17 protein-coding genes and 1 pseudogene are annotated in these 14273 nt (G+C 57.7%); 3 read left to right on the top strand and 15 right to left on the bottom strand.

Going from position 1 to position 14273, the window contains the following annotated elements; translation table 11 throughout:
* Positions 1-9: 9 nt before the first annotated feature.
* The 5 genes from EL26_RS17130 to EL26_RS17150 all read right to left on the bottom strand — a co-directional run bounded on the left by EL26_RS17130 (position 10) and on the right by EL26_RS17150 (position 3538).
* Positions 10-996 (bottom strand): beta-ketoacyl-ACP synthase III, encoded by a 987-nt coding sequence (locus tag EL26_RS17130; protein ID WP_038091692.1) that lies wholly within the window; start codon positions 994-996, stop codon positions 10-12.
* 16 nt (positions 997-1012) lie between these two features.
* Positions 1013-2002, bottom strand: coding sequence for a phosphate acyltransferase PlsX (plsX, locus tag EL26_RS17135; protein ID WP_038091694.1), 990 nt, complete (start codon positions 2000-2002; stop codon positions 1013-1015).
* 33 nt (positions 2003-2035) lie between these two features.
* Positions 2036-2590: a transcription factor FapR gene (fapR, locus tag EL26_RS17140; protein ID WP_038091696.1), complete on the bottom strand. Its 555-nt coding sequence runs from the start codon at positions 2588-2590 to the stop codon at positions 2036-2038.
* A 205-nt stretch (positions 2591-2795) separates the two neighbouring features.
* A complete protein-coding gene (rpmF, locus tag EL26_RS17145; protein ID WP_038091698.1) occupies positions 2796-2972 on the bottom strand; it encodes a 50S ribosomal protein L32 in 177 nt (58 codons plus the stop codon).
* A 41-nt stretch (positions 2973-3013) separates the two neighbouring features.
* Positions 3014-3538, bottom strand: coding sequence for a YceD family protein (locus EL26_RS17150; protein WP_038091700.1), 525 nt, complete (start codon positions 3536-3538; stop codon positions 3014-3016).
* A gap of 121 nt (positions 3539-3659) precedes the next feature.
* Between EL26_RS17150 and EL26_RS17155 the strand changes: the two genes are divergently transcribed.
* On the top strand, positions 3660-4892 hold the full coding sequence (locus tag EL26_RS17155; protein WP_038091703.1) for a nucleotidyltransferase: 1233 nt from the start codon (positions 3660-3662) through the stop codon (positions 4890-4892).
* A 420-nt stretch (positions 4893-5312) separates the two neighbouring features.
* On the opposite strand, the pseudogene EL26_RS26275 reads toward EL26_RS17155, so the two are convergent.
* From EL26_RS26275 to EL26_RS17185, 6 genes and pseudogenes are all read right to left on the bottom strand, one after another.
* Positions 5313-6005 (bottom strand): annotated as a pseudogene (locus tag EL26_RS26275) (pseudouridine synthase); the annotation flags it as partial.
* 30 nt (positions 6006-6035) lie between these two features.
* Entirely contained in the window at positions 6036-7121 is a 1086-nt protein-coding gene (locus EL26_RS17165; protein WP_038091706.1) for a SepM family pheromone-processing serine protease, read from the bottom strand.
* Positions 7105-7911, bottom strand: a complete 807-nt coding sequence (locus EL26_RS17170) for a patatin-like phospholipase family protein (protein ID WP_038091709.1) — start codon at positions 7909-7911, stop codon at positions 7105-7107. The genes EL26_RS17165 and EL26_RS17170 overlap by 17 nt, the downstream gene beginning before the upstream one ends.
* Before the next feature lie 64 nt (positions 7912-7975).
* Positions 7976-8461 (bottom strand): pantetheine-phosphate adenylyltransferase, encoded by a 486-nt coding sequence (coaD, locus tag EL26_RS17175; protein WP_038091711.1) that lies wholly within the window; start codon positions 8459-8461, stop codon positions 7976-7978.
* Positions 8430-9062, bottom strand: a complete 633-nt coding sequence (gene rsmD, locus EL26_RS17180) for a 16S rRNA (guanine(966)-N(2))-methyltransferase RsmD (protein WP_038091715.1) — start codon at positions 9060-9062, stop codon at positions 8430-8432. Before rsmD ends, coaD begins: the two co-directional genes overlap by 32 nt.
* Before the next feature lie 318 nt (positions 9063-9380).
* Positions 9381-10193 carry a polysaccharide deacetylase family protein gene (locus tag EL26_RS17185; protein ID WP_152559304.1) on the bottom strand — a complete coding sequence of 271 codons (813 nt, stop codon included), beginning with the start codon at positions 10191-10193 and terminating at the stop codon, positions 9381-9383.
* 129 nt (positions 10194-10322) lie between these two features.
* Between EL26_RS17185 and EL26_RS17190 the strand changes: the two genes are divergently transcribed.
* Positions 10323-10607: a hypothetical protein gene (locus EL26_RS17190; protein ID WP_038091717.1), complete on the top strand. Its 285-nt coding sequence runs from the start codon at positions 10323-10325 to the stop codon at positions 10605-10607.
* Between the two features lie 12 nt (positions 10608-10619).
* Entirely contained in the window at positions 10620-10748 is a 129-nt protein-coding gene (locus tag EL26_RS26500) for a hypothetical protein (RefSeq protein ID WP_274518894.1), read from the top strand.
* Here EL26_RS26500 and EL26_RS25035 read toward each other — a convergent pair.
* From EL26_RS25035 to sdaAA, 4 genes are all read right to left on the bottom strand, one after another.
* Positions 10741-10926 carry an aspartyl-phosphate phosphatase Spo0E family protein gene (locus EL26_RS25035; protein WP_152559305.1) on the bottom strand — a complete coding sequence of 62 codons (186 nt, stop codon included), beginning with the start codon at positions 10924-10926 and terminating at the stop codon, positions 10741-10743. The two genes, EL26_RS26500 and EL26_RS25035, sit on opposite strands and share 8 nt — an antisense overlap.
* A 107-nt stretch (positions 10927-11033) precedes the next feature.
* A complete protein-coding gene (locus EL26_RS25040; protein ID WP_038091721.1) occupies positions 11034-11237 on the bottom strand; it encodes a small, acid-soluble spore protein, alpha/beta type in 204 nt (67 codons plus the stop codon).
* A gap of 66 nt (positions 11238-11303) precedes the next feature.
* Positions 11304-13373 carry an ATP-dependent DNA helicase RecG gene (recG, locus tag EL26_RS17205; protein WP_081857294.1) on the bottom strand — a complete coding sequence of 690 codons (2070 nt, stop codon included), beginning with the start codon at positions 13371-13373 and terminating at the stop codon, positions 11304-11306.
* Between the two features lie 7 nt (positions 13374-13380).
* On the bottom strand, positions 13381-14271 hold the full coding sequence (gene sdaAA / locus EL26_RS17210; RefSeq protein ID WP_038091722.1) for an L-serine ammonia-lyase, iron-sulfur-dependent, subunit alpha: 891 nt from the start codon (positions 14269-14271) through the stop codon (positions 13381-13383).
* Between the last annotated feature and the right edge of the window lie 2 nt (positions 14272-14273).

Consider the following 14273-nt stretch of genomic DNA (forward strand, 5'->3'; position numbering starts at 1 on the left):
ATTGAAAATCTACCAGCGCAACGCCGTTGCTCCCCATGTCAAGCCGGCTCCGAAGCCGACCAGCACGAGCAAGTCGTTCTCTTGCACTTTGCCAAGCCGTACCGCTTCGTCGAGCGCGACCGGGATGGAAGCAGACGACATGTTGCCGTACTTGTCAAGATTGACATAGACCTTGTCAGACGAAAGCTTGAGGCGGTTGACCGCCGCGTCGATGATGCGAACGTTCGCTTGGTGCGGAATCAAGTAGTCGATGTCCTCTTTGCCAAGGCCCGCCTTCGCCAGCGCCGCTTCTGCAGCGGAGCCCAAAATTCGAACGGCGAACTTGAACACTTCGTTGCCCGCCATCGTGATGTAGTGCTCGCCTGCCAGAATCGACTCTTGCGTCGCCGGGTTTCGGGAGCCGCCTGCCGCTTGCTTCAGCAGTTCGCCGCCGGAACCGTCCGCTCCCATCTCAAACGAGAGGAAGCCGCGCCCCGCATCGGTCGGACCGAGCACCACAGCGCCCGCTCCGTCGCCAAACAGCACGCAGGTGCTGCGGTCGGAGAAGTTTGTAATCTTCGACAGCGTTTCCGCACCGATGACCAGCGCGTACTTGTAGAGGCCGCTTTCGAGCATCGGCACCGCGCAGGACAAGCTGTACAAAAACCCGCTGCACCCTGCCGACAAGTCAAACGCCGCCGCGTGTTTTGCACCGATGCGCTCTTGGACGAGGCACGCCGTCGCCGGGAACATGAAGTCCGGCGTGACGGTAGCGACGATGATCACGCCGATGTCTTCCGGAGTGATTCCGGCCGCTTCGATCGCTTTGCGAGCAGCTTCCACGGAGAGATCGGAAGTTGCGGTGTCCGCATCGACGAACCGACGCTCGCGAATCCCTGTGCGGGAGCGGATCCACTCGTCGTTGGTCTCTACGATTTTCGCCATGTCATCGTTGGTCACAACACGGCTGGGCACTGCCGACCCGGTGCCGAGGATGCCGACTTGAAGTTTTGTCATGCTGTTCTCCCCCTCTTCACTGCTTTTGAACATCTTGGTTTATCTGTTCGAGAACCCGTCCTGCGATGAAACGGCGCGCTTGCTCGATCGCCATCTCAAAAGCTCTCGCATTGGAGGAGCCGTGTGCTTTGATCACTGCACCGTCGATTCCAAGCAATGGCGCGCCGCCGTACTCGGAGTAGTCGAACGTTTTCTTGAATTGACGCAAACCCGGTTTGAGGATCAGCGCCGCAAGTTTGGTCAAAGGACCTGCCAAAAACACATCCTTCAACTTATCAAACAGCCCAAGGCCGAATCCTTCGATCAATTTCAACATGTTGTTGCCGGTAAAACCGTCCGCGACCAGCACGTCGCACTTGTCATGCATCGCCTCGCGCGCTTCGATGTTGCCGACGAAATGAAACGGGCCGTTTTGCAGGAGTTCAAACGCTTCTTTGCGCAATTTGTCTCCTTTGCCCGGTTCGGCCCCGACGTTGAGCAGCCCGATCCGCGGTTTCGGCAGTCCCAACACTTCCTTGGAGAAAGCGTTTGCCATCAACCCGTATTGGAACAGATGCACGGGGTCTGCGTCCATGTTCGCGCCCACGTCGAGCACCAGCATCGCGTTGCCACCGAACGTCGGCCAAATCGAAGCGAGCGCCGGGCGTTCAATCGAAGGGATGCGCCCGACCACCAGCAAGCCGGCTGCCATCAGCGCGCCGGTGTTGCCGGCGGAAACGAATCCGTCTGCCTGCCCTTCTTTGACCATGCGGGCTGCGACGACCATGGAAGCGTCTTTCTTACGCCGAACGGAACGAACAGGTTCGTCGTCGGCTGCTATGACTTCTGTTGTATGTACGATTTCGACATTCGAGGGTCTCTCGCTGCCCATGCAACGTTTGATGGCCTCTTCGTCGCCGACGAGCACCAACGTCACATCTGCGTGCGCGCGAGCCGCCTGGAGCGTACCTTCTACGATGGCTTGCGGGGCATGATCGCCGCCCATGGCATCGATCGCGATTCTCACAGTTGCTACCTCCACTCTGTTGCTGCAAAGATGTCACTTGTTCTTGAAGACAACAAACTGCCCTTCGAACACGATGTCGTCACCGACCTTGGTGGTCACGTTCACATGGGCTCGGTCTTCCCGGTTGTCCTGAACGACCGCTTTGGAGATCAACCGTTCGCCAAGCTTGACTTGACGGGTAAACCGCACGTCCGCCATCCCGGTCAAAACCACTTCGGCATCGATCACCGAGACCGCGAGCGAGTTCGCTTGCGCAAACAAGTGGTGCCCTCTGGCGATTCTCGTGCGGCTGAAAACATGCTCCGGTCCGATCTCCAACATGGAGATGGCGAGGCGGTTGAGATCAAGTTCGAGCAATTCCCCGATCACCTCGGAAAGCTCCAGTGAACGAACCTTGCCGTAGTTGTGCTCGGCGACTTTCTTGATGCGCTCCCTGAGCTCCGGGATGCCCAAGGCCAGCCGATCCAAACGGATCGTCTGCACAGAGACTCCGAAGCGCTCCGCCAATTCTTCATCGGTCATGAAGGGCTCCGTCTCGATCAGCGCGGACAACTCCTGCTGCCTCTGTTTCTTGTTTCTCGCCCTCATCTCCAACCGAACCCCCATGTGTACTAGCTCTGATCTGTTTTTAGTACCTAGTGCTATTAGAAGTATATAAAAGTACTTCCCGAAATACAACCTAGTTTCCGAGAAATATTTTCCGTCAAAAAAAGCGCGAAAAGTGCGTCAAAATACGTCAAAAAAATGCAAAAAGCAAGTGCTTCTAAGAGCACTTGCTTTTGACAACTAAGAATTAGTTGTTTTCCACGACCGTGCGGCCTTTGTAGGTGCCGCAGTTTTTGCAAACGCGGTGAGCCAGCTTCATCTCGTGGCATTGCGGGCACTCAACCATACCCGGCAGGGTCAGTTTGAAGTGGGTGCGGCGCATGCGTTTACGGGTCTTCGAAGTACGATGTTGCGGTACTGCCATCTCTAAATACACCTCCTTATAATAAAGAAGAGAAGAATGCTCTACTTGTCAGACTCAAAAAATTTAGCCAGATCCGCTAATCGAGGGTCGATTCGTTCCGTGTTGCACGAACACGTCGTCTCGTTGAGGTTCACACCGCACGACAGGCACAGGCCTTTGCAGTCCTCTGCGTGCAACGGGGCATACGGCAACGCAAGCGCTACCTCCTGCTCCACAAACGGTGTCAAGTCAAACGCATCACCGACAACCGGGTTGCTTTCTTCCCCGAGGGAAGCTTCGGCATCGGCAAGCTCGTCCTCCTCAACTTGGACAAACTGCTCGGCAAACGGGACGTGCAGCTCTTCCGAAAAATCAACCAGACAGCGAGAACAACGGTACGTTGCGGTGGCAGACAGTTTCCCCTCCACCTTCACAACACCTGCTGTCTCCTCTCCGTGCAAGTCCACTTGGACCGGCGACAGAGAAATCAACTGGCGATTCTCTTTCACCAGGGTCGGCAATTCGACCGACTCCTGAATATCAACACCATTGGTGCTTTCGCGCAAGTCACGCCAACGCAGTTTCAACGATATCACCTCGTAAGCAACAGAGTTCATTATAGCTAGGAGTTGGCAAATTGTCAATAAAGAGGTTGCTTGCTATAATGAAGCCTGTTGGAATCGTCTCTCAAGACAGGAGGAAACGCCCATGCACGTCACCGGCGTGATTGTCGAATACAATCCCATGCACAACGGGCATCTCTACCATGTGGAACAATCCCGGCTCCAAACGGGGGCCGACGCGATCGTCGCCGTGATGAGCGGGCACTTTCTGCAGCGCGGCGAACCCGCCATCGTCAACAAGTGGGCACGCGCCCGGATGGCGTTGCAGCAAGGGGTGGACTTGGTGCTGGAGCTGCCCGTTGCCTATTCGACACAAAGCGCAACGTTGTTTGCTTATGGCTCGGTTGCGGTGCTGGATGCGCTCGGCGCTGTCGACTCGCTCTGCTTTGGCAGCGAGAGCGGCGAGATCGAATCTCTCAATCGGCTCTGCTCCATCATAGTCGATGAACCCCCGCTTCTGCAATCCTACATTCAGTCCGAATTGCAAAAAGGGGTCTCCTACCCGCGCGCAACCGGTGCCGCGCTCGTCCGTTACGCAGAAGGCGAGCCGGAGTTGGACGAGCGTGTGGTCGGGCAGCCCAACAACATGTTGGGGCTGGAATACCTGGCAGCTCTGCGCCGTTTGGATTCGTCGATCCAGCCTGCGACGATCACGCGCATCGCCGCCGGATACAATGAGGAAAAAATCACCCATCCCAAGATCGCCAGCGCCACCGCCATTCGCAAAGCGACGCTGGAGCGCGGCATTGAGACGGCAGAAGCACTGTTGCCGGAGCTGTCCTATCAGATCTTGCGCGAGGAATTCGCCGCCGGGCGCGGTCCGATGCGCTGGGAGAACTTCCGGCAACCGCTGTTTACGCTGTTGCACCGCGCCGCTCCGGAGAGTTTGGCGGAATTTGTCGGTGTGGATGAAGGGTTGGAAGCGCGCTTGATCGAAGCCGCCCGGCGGGTGGACACGGTGCAGGAGTTGATCGCCTACGCCAAGACCAAGCGGTACACGTGGACCAAGATTCAGCGGGCGTTGACGTCGATCCTGCTCGGCTTCACCCGCGAGGAACAGGCGGCGTTGCCGGCGGACGGGCGGCCGGACTACATACGCGTGCTCGGGTTTAACGAGCGGGGGCGGGACGTGTTGCGCAAAGCTTCCGCCCGCGCTGTCGTACCTATTCTCACCAAGATGCCCCGCGAGCAATCGCAATCTCCGATGCTCCAGTTGGACCTGCGGGCGACCCGCATCTATTCGCAAGGGTACGCGCACGCGCAGCCGGGGGCGGCGCTGTGGGATTACACCACTCCTGTCCAACGCATACAAAACTAGCATCGAAAAAAGCACCTGACCGAATGTGGCCAGGTGCTTTTTTTATCGGCGTTTGCCCGGTTTGGCAGGTGCGCCGGAACGACCCTGAGGGTTGCGCCCGCCCGGCGATCCTCCCTGCCCCTGACGGCCCGGACGACCGCCCTGCTGTCCGCCGCGGTTCCCTTGGAACGAGCGGTCTCCCTGCTGTCCGCCGCGGTTCCCCTGGAACGAGCGGTCTCCCTGCTGTCCGCCGCGGTTCCCTTGCCCGCCGCGCGCGGGTTGTTCCGCCCCGCGATCCCATCGTTCCGGGGTGCCGGGTTTGGAGGCGTTGCTGCGGCTTTTCGGGGTTTGGTTCGGCTTCAGTTGACGGCGGGAGGTCTTTTTTACCGGTGCAGGCGGAACGTAGGCCGATTTCGGCTTGGCGATCTCCCGCTCCGGCTGGTAGTCGAGCGTCTCAAACAGCTCTTTCATCTCCGCTTCCGTCAAGTTGCGGTACTGCCCCTTCTCCAGCGACCCGAGGTGAATGTTCATCACCCGCACCCGCTGCAACTTCCGCACTTCATACCCCAGCGCTTCACACATCCGGCGAATCTGACGGTTCAAGCCCTGCGTGAGCACGATGCGAAACACCCGCTCCCCCTCTTGCGTCACTTTCGCCGGGAGTGTCTTCTGCCCCAAAATCCGCACACCGTTCGACATGGAGCGCAGAAACGCCGGCGTCAACGGCTTGTCCACCGACACGATGTACTCTTTCTCATGCTTGCCTTCCTTGCGCAAAATCAAATTCACGATGTCACCGTCGTTGGTCAAGAGAATCAAACCTTCCGATTCCTTGTCCAACCGCCCGATCGGGAAGATGCGCTCACGATGCGCCACAAAATCCACGATGTTTCCCGGCACCTCCGGGTCGGTCGTCGAGACGACGCCCGACGGCTTGTTCAGTGCCAGATAAACCAGCGCCGGCTTCTTGATGGCGATCGGCTTCCCGTTGATGCGAACATCATCGTCCTCTTCCACGGTGCTGCCCAGTTCCGCCACCCGCCCGTTAATCGTGACCCGCCGTTTGGCAATCAGCTGGTCCACTTCGCGCCGGGAACAATACCCCGTTTCCGCGATATACTTGTTAATTCTCATGCTGTCATCCCTCACGAGTGAGACTTTTCCTTACTTCTTATCCGGCAAGCTGTGCAGATAGTCGATCGCCTCTTGCATCGTCTTGACCGAGACGATCTTCATCTTGCTGCCGATCTTCTCGGCTTCCTGCTTCGCCACCTTGGTGTTGTCATCGGTCGGCAACACATCGGCCGGCGCAAAAAAGATCTCCGCCCCCGCCTTATCCGCCGCTACGATCTTGTGCTGGATGCCGCCGATCTGCCCGACGTTGCCGTCGATGTCGATCGTGCCGGTTCCTGCGATGTGATACCCCTTGGTCAGATCGCCCGCCGTCAACTGGCTGTAAATCTCCAGCGAGAACATCAGCCCCGCCGACGGCCCGCCGATGTCTTCGGCATGAATCTGCACCTCGCGCGGCGGCTTAATCTTCATCTCGTTCTCCGGATACACCCCGAACCCGACCCGATGTTGCGCTTTCGGGTCGTTCGGATCGGTCAAATCCATCAGCGGAATCTTCGCTTCCTTCTGCTCTTGCTTGTCTTTGTTAGTACGGGTGAACTTCACGTCCACTTCGTCGCCGACTTTTTTCGTGGAGTTGATGTATTGAATCAGGTCGTCCGATTTCGCGACCGGCTTCCCGTCGACTTCGGTGATCACATCGCCCACTTGCAAAACGCCCGCCGCTTTGGAGTTCTCCACGATGCTGCGAACAAACACGCCGTCATACGTCGTGTCCACCGCCAAGCCCGCCGCTTTGAATCCGGAAATCACCGCGTATTGCTGCGACGAATCCATCATGTGCTTCAACAGCCGGTCATACTCGTTGTCCGACAAGTTGCCGCGCACATCCTCTTCTTTTTTGATCTCCGTGTTCGGCCAGATGTATCCATACGCCAAGTAGTATATGTTCGAAGCCTGCATCGAGAGCACCGTCGTCAGCATCAGGTCGCCTTTTTCGTCCTTGTCCCCGCCCTGCACGGACACTTTCGGAGCCAAGACTTCCGCCGTGCCCGGCTGGTACAAGTAATACGGCGTCGGGATGAGGAAAGACGCGGCGATCACCACGGTAACCAACGCGCCTGTGATGTTTTTGCGGGTCCAGTAGCGGCGAGGCTGTTTGTCAGGATGTTGTGACATCGGAGTAAGCCCCTTCCTTCCAGTCATCTATGGTGCTGCGAATCAACTCCGCCACCCGCTCGGTGGCTTCGCGGCCCAAGCGAACCGCTTCGTCGATCTGCGTAAAAGCCGTCGAGGAGATGTGTCCGACATCCGGGCGGATCACGAGGTCGGCATCGAGCATCCGCGAGCGCAAAATCTCCCGCTCCATGATCTCAATCGACTGAAAGATCACGTCAAAAATGCTCTTCACCTGCGTCTCGCGATCAAACAAGCCCACATCCACCGCGATGACGATGTCCGCGCCCATCTCGCGCGCGACATGAATCGGCACGCGGTCGATGACGCCGCCGTCGATGAGCAGCCGCCCTTGGTAGCGGTGCGGAATGAAGATGCCGGGGATCGAAATGCTCGCCCGAACCGCCTGATCGATCGGACCCTCGCGAAACACGACCCGCTCGCCCCGCTCCACGTCGGTGGCGACGATGGCAAGCGGCACGCGCAAGTCTTCGATGTTCTGCCCCTTGGTCAAAAAACGCACCATCTCCATGATCCGCGTGCCGTTGACAAAACCCATCTTCGGCACCGTAAAATCAATCCAATGGCGGCGTTTCAAGTTGACGGCTAGCTGTTCGAGATACTTGGTATCCATCCCGTTGCAATAAAAGGCCCCCACCATCGATCCCATCGAACTCCCGGCGATGGAAGCGATCTCGATGCCCATCTTCTCCAACACCTGCAACACGCCGACATGAGCAAATCCTCTCGCCCCGCCGGCTCCAAGCGCCAACCCGATCCTTGGTTTCCGCACAGGTCTCCCCTCCTCGCGCAAGGCTTTGGTTTTCTCTGCTGTCTTCTATGTAGGTAGGTACGTCTCAGTTCATCAATTCAAACTTCGCCCGCATCGCCGTCTCGACATGCGACGGGACGAGGTCGGACACCGGGCCGCCGTGGCGCGCGATTTCCTTGACGATGCTCGACGACAGATAGGAATGCTTCTGCGACGTCGGCATGAACAGCGTCTCCGCCTCTTCGTACATCTGACGGTTGAGAGCGGCCATTTGCAACTCCGATTCAAAGTCCGAAACGAAGCGCAGCCCTTTGATGATCGCGCTCGCCCCTTTGCGTTGTGCGTAGTTGACGAGCAGGCCCGGGAACGAATCCACTTCCACGTTCGGCAGGTGCTTGACCGCTTCCCGGATCAAGTCTTTGCGCTCCTCTTCCGTGAACAACGGGTTCTTATGCGGGTTGACCATCACGGCCACGATCAGCTTGTCAAAAATCTTCGAACTGCGCTCGACGATGTCCAGATGACCCAAAGTCAACGGATCAAACGAGCCCGGATAAATGGCGATCTTCATCTGTTTCTGCATCTCCTTCTGCTCCTGCTTCTCCAGTTTCTGCTGCTTCCAGTTCATAAAAACTGATCCCGATCTCCCCGTACTCCGCCAGCCGCCAGCGTGACAATTTTCCATACGCGTCGGGCAACTTGACGTCTGCGGCATGTTCCGCAATCACATACGCCCGCGGCTCCAAGAGATCCAACTCTTGCATTTTCAAGATCAATTCCTCATAAAGCCCGGTCAATTTATAAGGAGGGTCCAAAAAGACCAGATCAAACTTCATTCCGCGCGCCGCCAGCGCATCGAGCGCGCGCCGTGCGTCGTTTTTGAAGATCTCGGCGCGGGCTTGGCTGATCCCAAGCGTTCGCGCGTTCTCGCGGACAACGGAAATCGCTCGGTGATCCGAGTCGATAAAAACCGCCTTCTCAATGCCCCTCGACAACGCTTCCAGCCCCAATCCGCCGGTTCCGGCGAACAAGTCCAGCGCGGTGCCGCCTTCAAAGTACGGGCCGATGATGTTAAACATGGATTCTTTGACTTTATCGGTCGTCGGGCGCGTGTTCTGGCCCGGCACTGCGGCCAGCCGTCTGCCGCGAAACTCTCCTGAGATCACACGCATGCTGAATTCAACTCCTCGTCCTTACTTTACCATAGAACGCCAATCCACTCCAACTTCAGGCAAACGAAGAAATTTTTTCGCGCCCTGTATAACAAGCCGTCCCCCCGGTCATGCTAGAGATAGCAACGGCGTGAGCTGTTGCAGGCAACCGCGGAGAAGGCTTAGGTTTCCCCATAAGCTCTTCCTCCGGTTTCTCCTCTCCCAGTTCCTATCGTGCAAACGGTAGGCAAAAACCCGCGTATACCCGGACGCGGGTTTTTGATTTTTTCAGATCACAGAAAAACCCGTGCTGCAAACGTGAGCACGGGTTTTTGATGTCTATTGCTGCAGAGGAGCTTGCAGGCGGCGCGCAAATTCGTCGAGCTTCATGCCGCCGACCACGCGCACGCGGGACAACAGCAGGCGGTCTTGGCTTTGATCGGCCCACTCGTCCTGGGTCGTGACGGCGATCGTGTACCCCGCGTCGTGCACGAGACGCGACGCTTCGGGAATCAAACCGCCGCCGGGGTAGCAAAACGTCGTGACCGGCGAGCCGAGGCCTTTTTCCAAAGCCCGTTTGCTGGCGGTCAACTCCCAAGAGATCTGATCGAGGGCCGTATGAAGGAAGTTTGAATGATAGACCATGTGCGAACCGAATTCAATGCCGTGCGCGTGCATCTCCTTCATCTGGTCCCAACTCATGTGATTCTTCCGCTTGATCGAGTCGGTGATGATGAAGATCGTCGCGGGGTCATGATATTTCAATAAGACCGGATATGCGTCGGTATAATTGTCCAAATAGCCGTCGTCAAACGTGATGACGACCGGTTTGCCGTCCACTTCATAGGACCCGTCCCAATACCGCTCCAACTGCCCGAGCGTGATCGGGGTAAAGCCGTTCTCGGCGAGCCACTTCAACTGCTCTTCAAAGTCTTTCGTCGAAACGCTGAGATCTTTGCCCGGTTCCGCGATCGAGTGGTACATAAGAATCGGAACTTTGGCTTGCGGCATATAGGCGTGAATCGGCGCTGCGGGTCGGCTGTGCATCCGCAAATACGCCCCCGAATAAAGGACGGTCACAAGCACGGCAAAAAGCACGAGCAAGAGGCCGACCGTGCGGGTGCTTGAGTTAGCATTCCTTCTGTTTCGCACACGATGTCTTCCTTCCTAGTTTCTTCTCGTGTCCGAATGTACCACGACTCTATCACTTTTGGCAAGAACGAACCAGCATGAGAGAGAGGCTCTCCACACATCCTATTCGCAGAGGAGCGTGAACCTGTCATGTCCAACATGAGCGAGCAGTTGAAGTTGATGGCCATTCAACAGTCGGCCGATGAAATTTCCAATACGCTCGGCGACCTCCAAGGAGTCAAAAATGCTTTGCTCGCCGGCCCGCCGGAGCAACAGCCCTGGGGCAACCGGCTGCAAGACATTCTCAAACGGATGGAACAAGAACTAACCAATATTCAATATGTCACCGCCCAAGGCCGTATGCCCGAATCCCAACAAGAGCTGGAGTTGGGGCTGACGGTGCAGACAGCGCTCAACGAAATTTCGCAGATTTAGAGAAAGCGGGGGATGGCAATGAAATGGAACTTTACAGAAACGGAAGTGGCGATCTTCGCCTCGCTGGTGTTCATCCTCATCGTCCTGTTTCAGTTTTTTATCCAGATCATGATGCCTCCAAACGACAAGCACCCTAAATAGTCGGCTCGCGTCGCCGCAGGTGTTCCAGCCGTTGCAGTTGTTGAAACTGAACGATCAATTCATCAAGCTCTTGGGAGACACGCAGGACGCTCGGGTGCAAAAAGTCGCCGCTGCAACGGTCAACGGTTTCCAGAAGCTGTTGTCGCAAGATTTCAATTTGCCCGGCCATCCCGATCATCGTTCCACCCCTGTCCTTTTTGTGCGTATTTTCCATAAATACACTATAAATCAAAAGGAGCCATTTTGTAAGAGCATCCTGAAAATTAATTGAAAAAAGGACGATCCTCACCAGGACCGTCCTCTTTGCATGTGTTTCTCCGCCAATTCGATCATCCGTTTCGCGAGCGGTCCGTCGATCGCTTGAATCGGCAACGGCCGGCGCTTGGTATCCGGCCCCAAGTCCAGTCCGAGTTCCATGGCGACTTCGTTGCGAAACCGTAGGGCTGCCGTGCGGTAACCCAACACGAACGGAACTTTCGGCTTGCTCATCGGCCGTCCTCCTCCAACATGACTTGCTTCTAGAACTAGGATGGACGAAGAGCGCCGGCATTATGTCTAATCTCCCGCTCGTTGCAGCAGAACTTTTTCCGATTTCAAGAACTCGACCAGCGGTTGGAAGGCGGGCAGCGTCCAGAAGTCGGGCGCGGCGATCAACTGCTGCACTTCTTGGCGGGCTACTTCCATGATCTTGGCGTCTTGGAGCAAGTCGCCGATCTTGAATTCCGGGATGCCGCTTTGACGGACGCCGAAAAACTCGCCGGGGCCGCGCAAGTGCAGGTCTTTTTCCGCCAACACGAACCCGTCTTGGGTTGCCACCATCGCTTTCATCCGCTCTTGCCCCGCTTCCGTGTCCGGCTTCGACATCAAGATGCAGCTCGACGCGTGCTCGCCCCGCCCGACCCGGCCGCGCAACTGATGCAACTGAGCAAGACCGAAGCGTTCGGCGTTGTAAACCATCATCGCCGTCGCGTTCGGCACGTTGACGCCGACTTCGATGACGGTGGTGGAGACGAGCACTTGAATCTCGTTGTTCGTGAACTTGCGCATGACCTCTTCCTTCTCCGCGGGGCGGAGTTTGCCGTGCAGAAGCCCGACTTCGTAGCCGGCAAACCACTCCTTGAGCATCAGGTAGAGGTCGGTGGCGTTGACGACACCTTCGATTTTTTCCGACTCTTCGACGAGCGGAGTGACGATGTAAGCTTGTCTGCCCTTCACGAGTTCGTTGCGGACGAAGCGCAAGGCGCGCTCTTCCTTGTCCGGCGTGACCCAATACGTTTGAATCGGCTGGCGTCCCGCCGGAAGTTCGTCGACGATCGACACATCGAGGTCGCCGAACACCGACATCGCAAGCGTGCGCGGAATCGGGGTCGCCGACATGAACAACACGTCGGGCGCGTGGCCTTTTTGCCGGAAGATCGCGCGCTGCTCCACGCCGAAGCGATGCTGTTCGTCGGTGACGACCACCGAGAGCGATTTGAACTGCACGCCTTCTTCCAGCAGAGCGTGTGTCCCGATCACGACGTTGATTTCACCGTCCGCGATCTTCGCGAGCACGTCGCGGCGCTCGCGGTCTTTTTGCGAGCCGATCAAGAGCCCGATGCGGCAGCCGAGCGGCTCTAACAAGTCGACGGCGGCGCGAAAGTGCTGTTCGGCGAGAATCTCCGTAGGCACCAAGATCGCCCCTTGATGCCCGGACGCCACCGCGATGAAGAGCGCGAGAAACGCGAGGATCGTCTTGCCGGAGCCTACGTCGCCTTGGATCAAGCGGTTCATCGGCACCCGCTGCGTCATGTCCCGCACCACCTCGTGCGCCACGCGGCGCTGCGCTCCCGTCATCGCAAATGGTAAACGCTTACAAAACTGTTCCAAGAGATCCTCCGGAATCTGGTGCTCCACCCCCGGTTGTTCATGGCGGTGCAACCAGCGAAACGCCTGCAGTTTCAGTTGGAACAGAAAAAACTCCTCAAAAATCAAGCGGCGGCGCGCCTGATGCAGTCCGTCGCCGTTGGTCGGAAAGTGAATTTCCTTCATCGCGTGTCGGCGGTCAATCAGCTTGTAGCGTTGGCGCAATACTTGCGGCAAACGCTCCGGAACGTCGTCGCCGTACTTTTTCAGCGCCGACGAGAGCAAGTTGCGCAACAGCTTCGGCGTGATGTCCGCTTTGACGTTGTACACGGGAACGATTCGGTCGCTGTGCACCGTCTCGCCCGCCACCACGAAGTCGTGCGTCGCCACGGCGATGCTGCGGCGGCGTTCGTCGTACTTGCCGGTGATCGTCAATTTGCGGCCGGGAATCAGTTGGTCTTTGAGATACGGTTGGTTGAACCAGACGGCGTGGAGGCGTTTGTAGTCCTCCGTCACCACCGGTACGATCGTCGTGGAGTTGCGGCGGCCCTTGTACTTGACGCCGGCCATGCCGTCCACGATGACGCGCACCGTCACCCGCGTGCCGTCCGCCAACTCGCGGCCCGGTTGGGCGTTGCGGTCTTCGTAGCGAAACGGGAAGTATTCGAGCAGGTCGTGCACCGTCTGAATGCCGAGCAGCGCCAAGGTCTTCAGCCGTTGCGGGCCGACGCCCGGCAAGACGCTGATCGGAGTTGCGGTAAGATCCAGATTCGTTGTCACGTTTACGTCACGCTTCTTTCGTGTCGTCTCCGTAGATTTGTTTTTCCAAACGGCGGCCGGTCGGCGTGTCGGCGAGTCCGCCGAGCGCGGTTTCGCGCAACTCGACCGGCATCTGTTTGCCGATGTTGTACATCGCGAGGATCACTTCGTCGGGCGGGATCACGCTGCGCACGCCCGCCAGCGCCATGTCCGCGCCTGCCAGCGCCAAGACGGAGCCGAATCCGTTGCGGATGATGCACGGAATTTCCACCAGTCCGGCAACCGGATCGCAGACGAGGCCGAGGACGTTTTTCAACGCGAGCCCTGCCGCTTGAATCGCTTGCGTGGGCGATCCCCCTGCAAGTTCCACCGCCGCTGCGGCTGCCATCGCCGTCGCGGAGCCGACTTCTGCTTGGCAACCGCCGCCCGCACCCGAAATCGAGGCGTTGTTCGCCACGACATAGCCGACAGCCGCTGCGGTGAACATGCCGAGCACCAGTTGTTCTTCCGTCGCGCCAAGCGATTGTTTGAGCGAAGAAAGCACGCCCGGCAAGATGCCGCAAGAACCGGCGGTCGGCGTTGCAACGACGAGTCCCATCGCCGCGTTGACTTCCGACGTGGACAGCGCCATCGCCACCGCTTCGGTCGCTTGTTTGCCGAGCAGGGTCTTGCCTTTTTGCGCGTATTCATAGACGCGCTTGGCGTCGCCGCCCGTCAATCCGGAAAAAGAGCGGATGTCTTCCGTCAATCCGCGCTCCACCGACTGCATCATCACATGGAACGATTCGGTCATCTGCTCGATGACTTTCTCCCGGGTGGTGCCCGTCTCTTGGACGTGCTCTTCAATCATCAATTCGTAGATCGGCTTGCCTTCTTGCTCGCAGATCGCAACCATCTCCGCCAAATTGGTAAATCTCATCT

Source organism: Tumebacillus flagellatus (assembly GCF_000714935.1).
GTDB lineage: Bacteria > Bacillota > Bacilli > Tumebacillales > Tumebacillaceae > Tumebacillus > Tumebacillus flagellatus.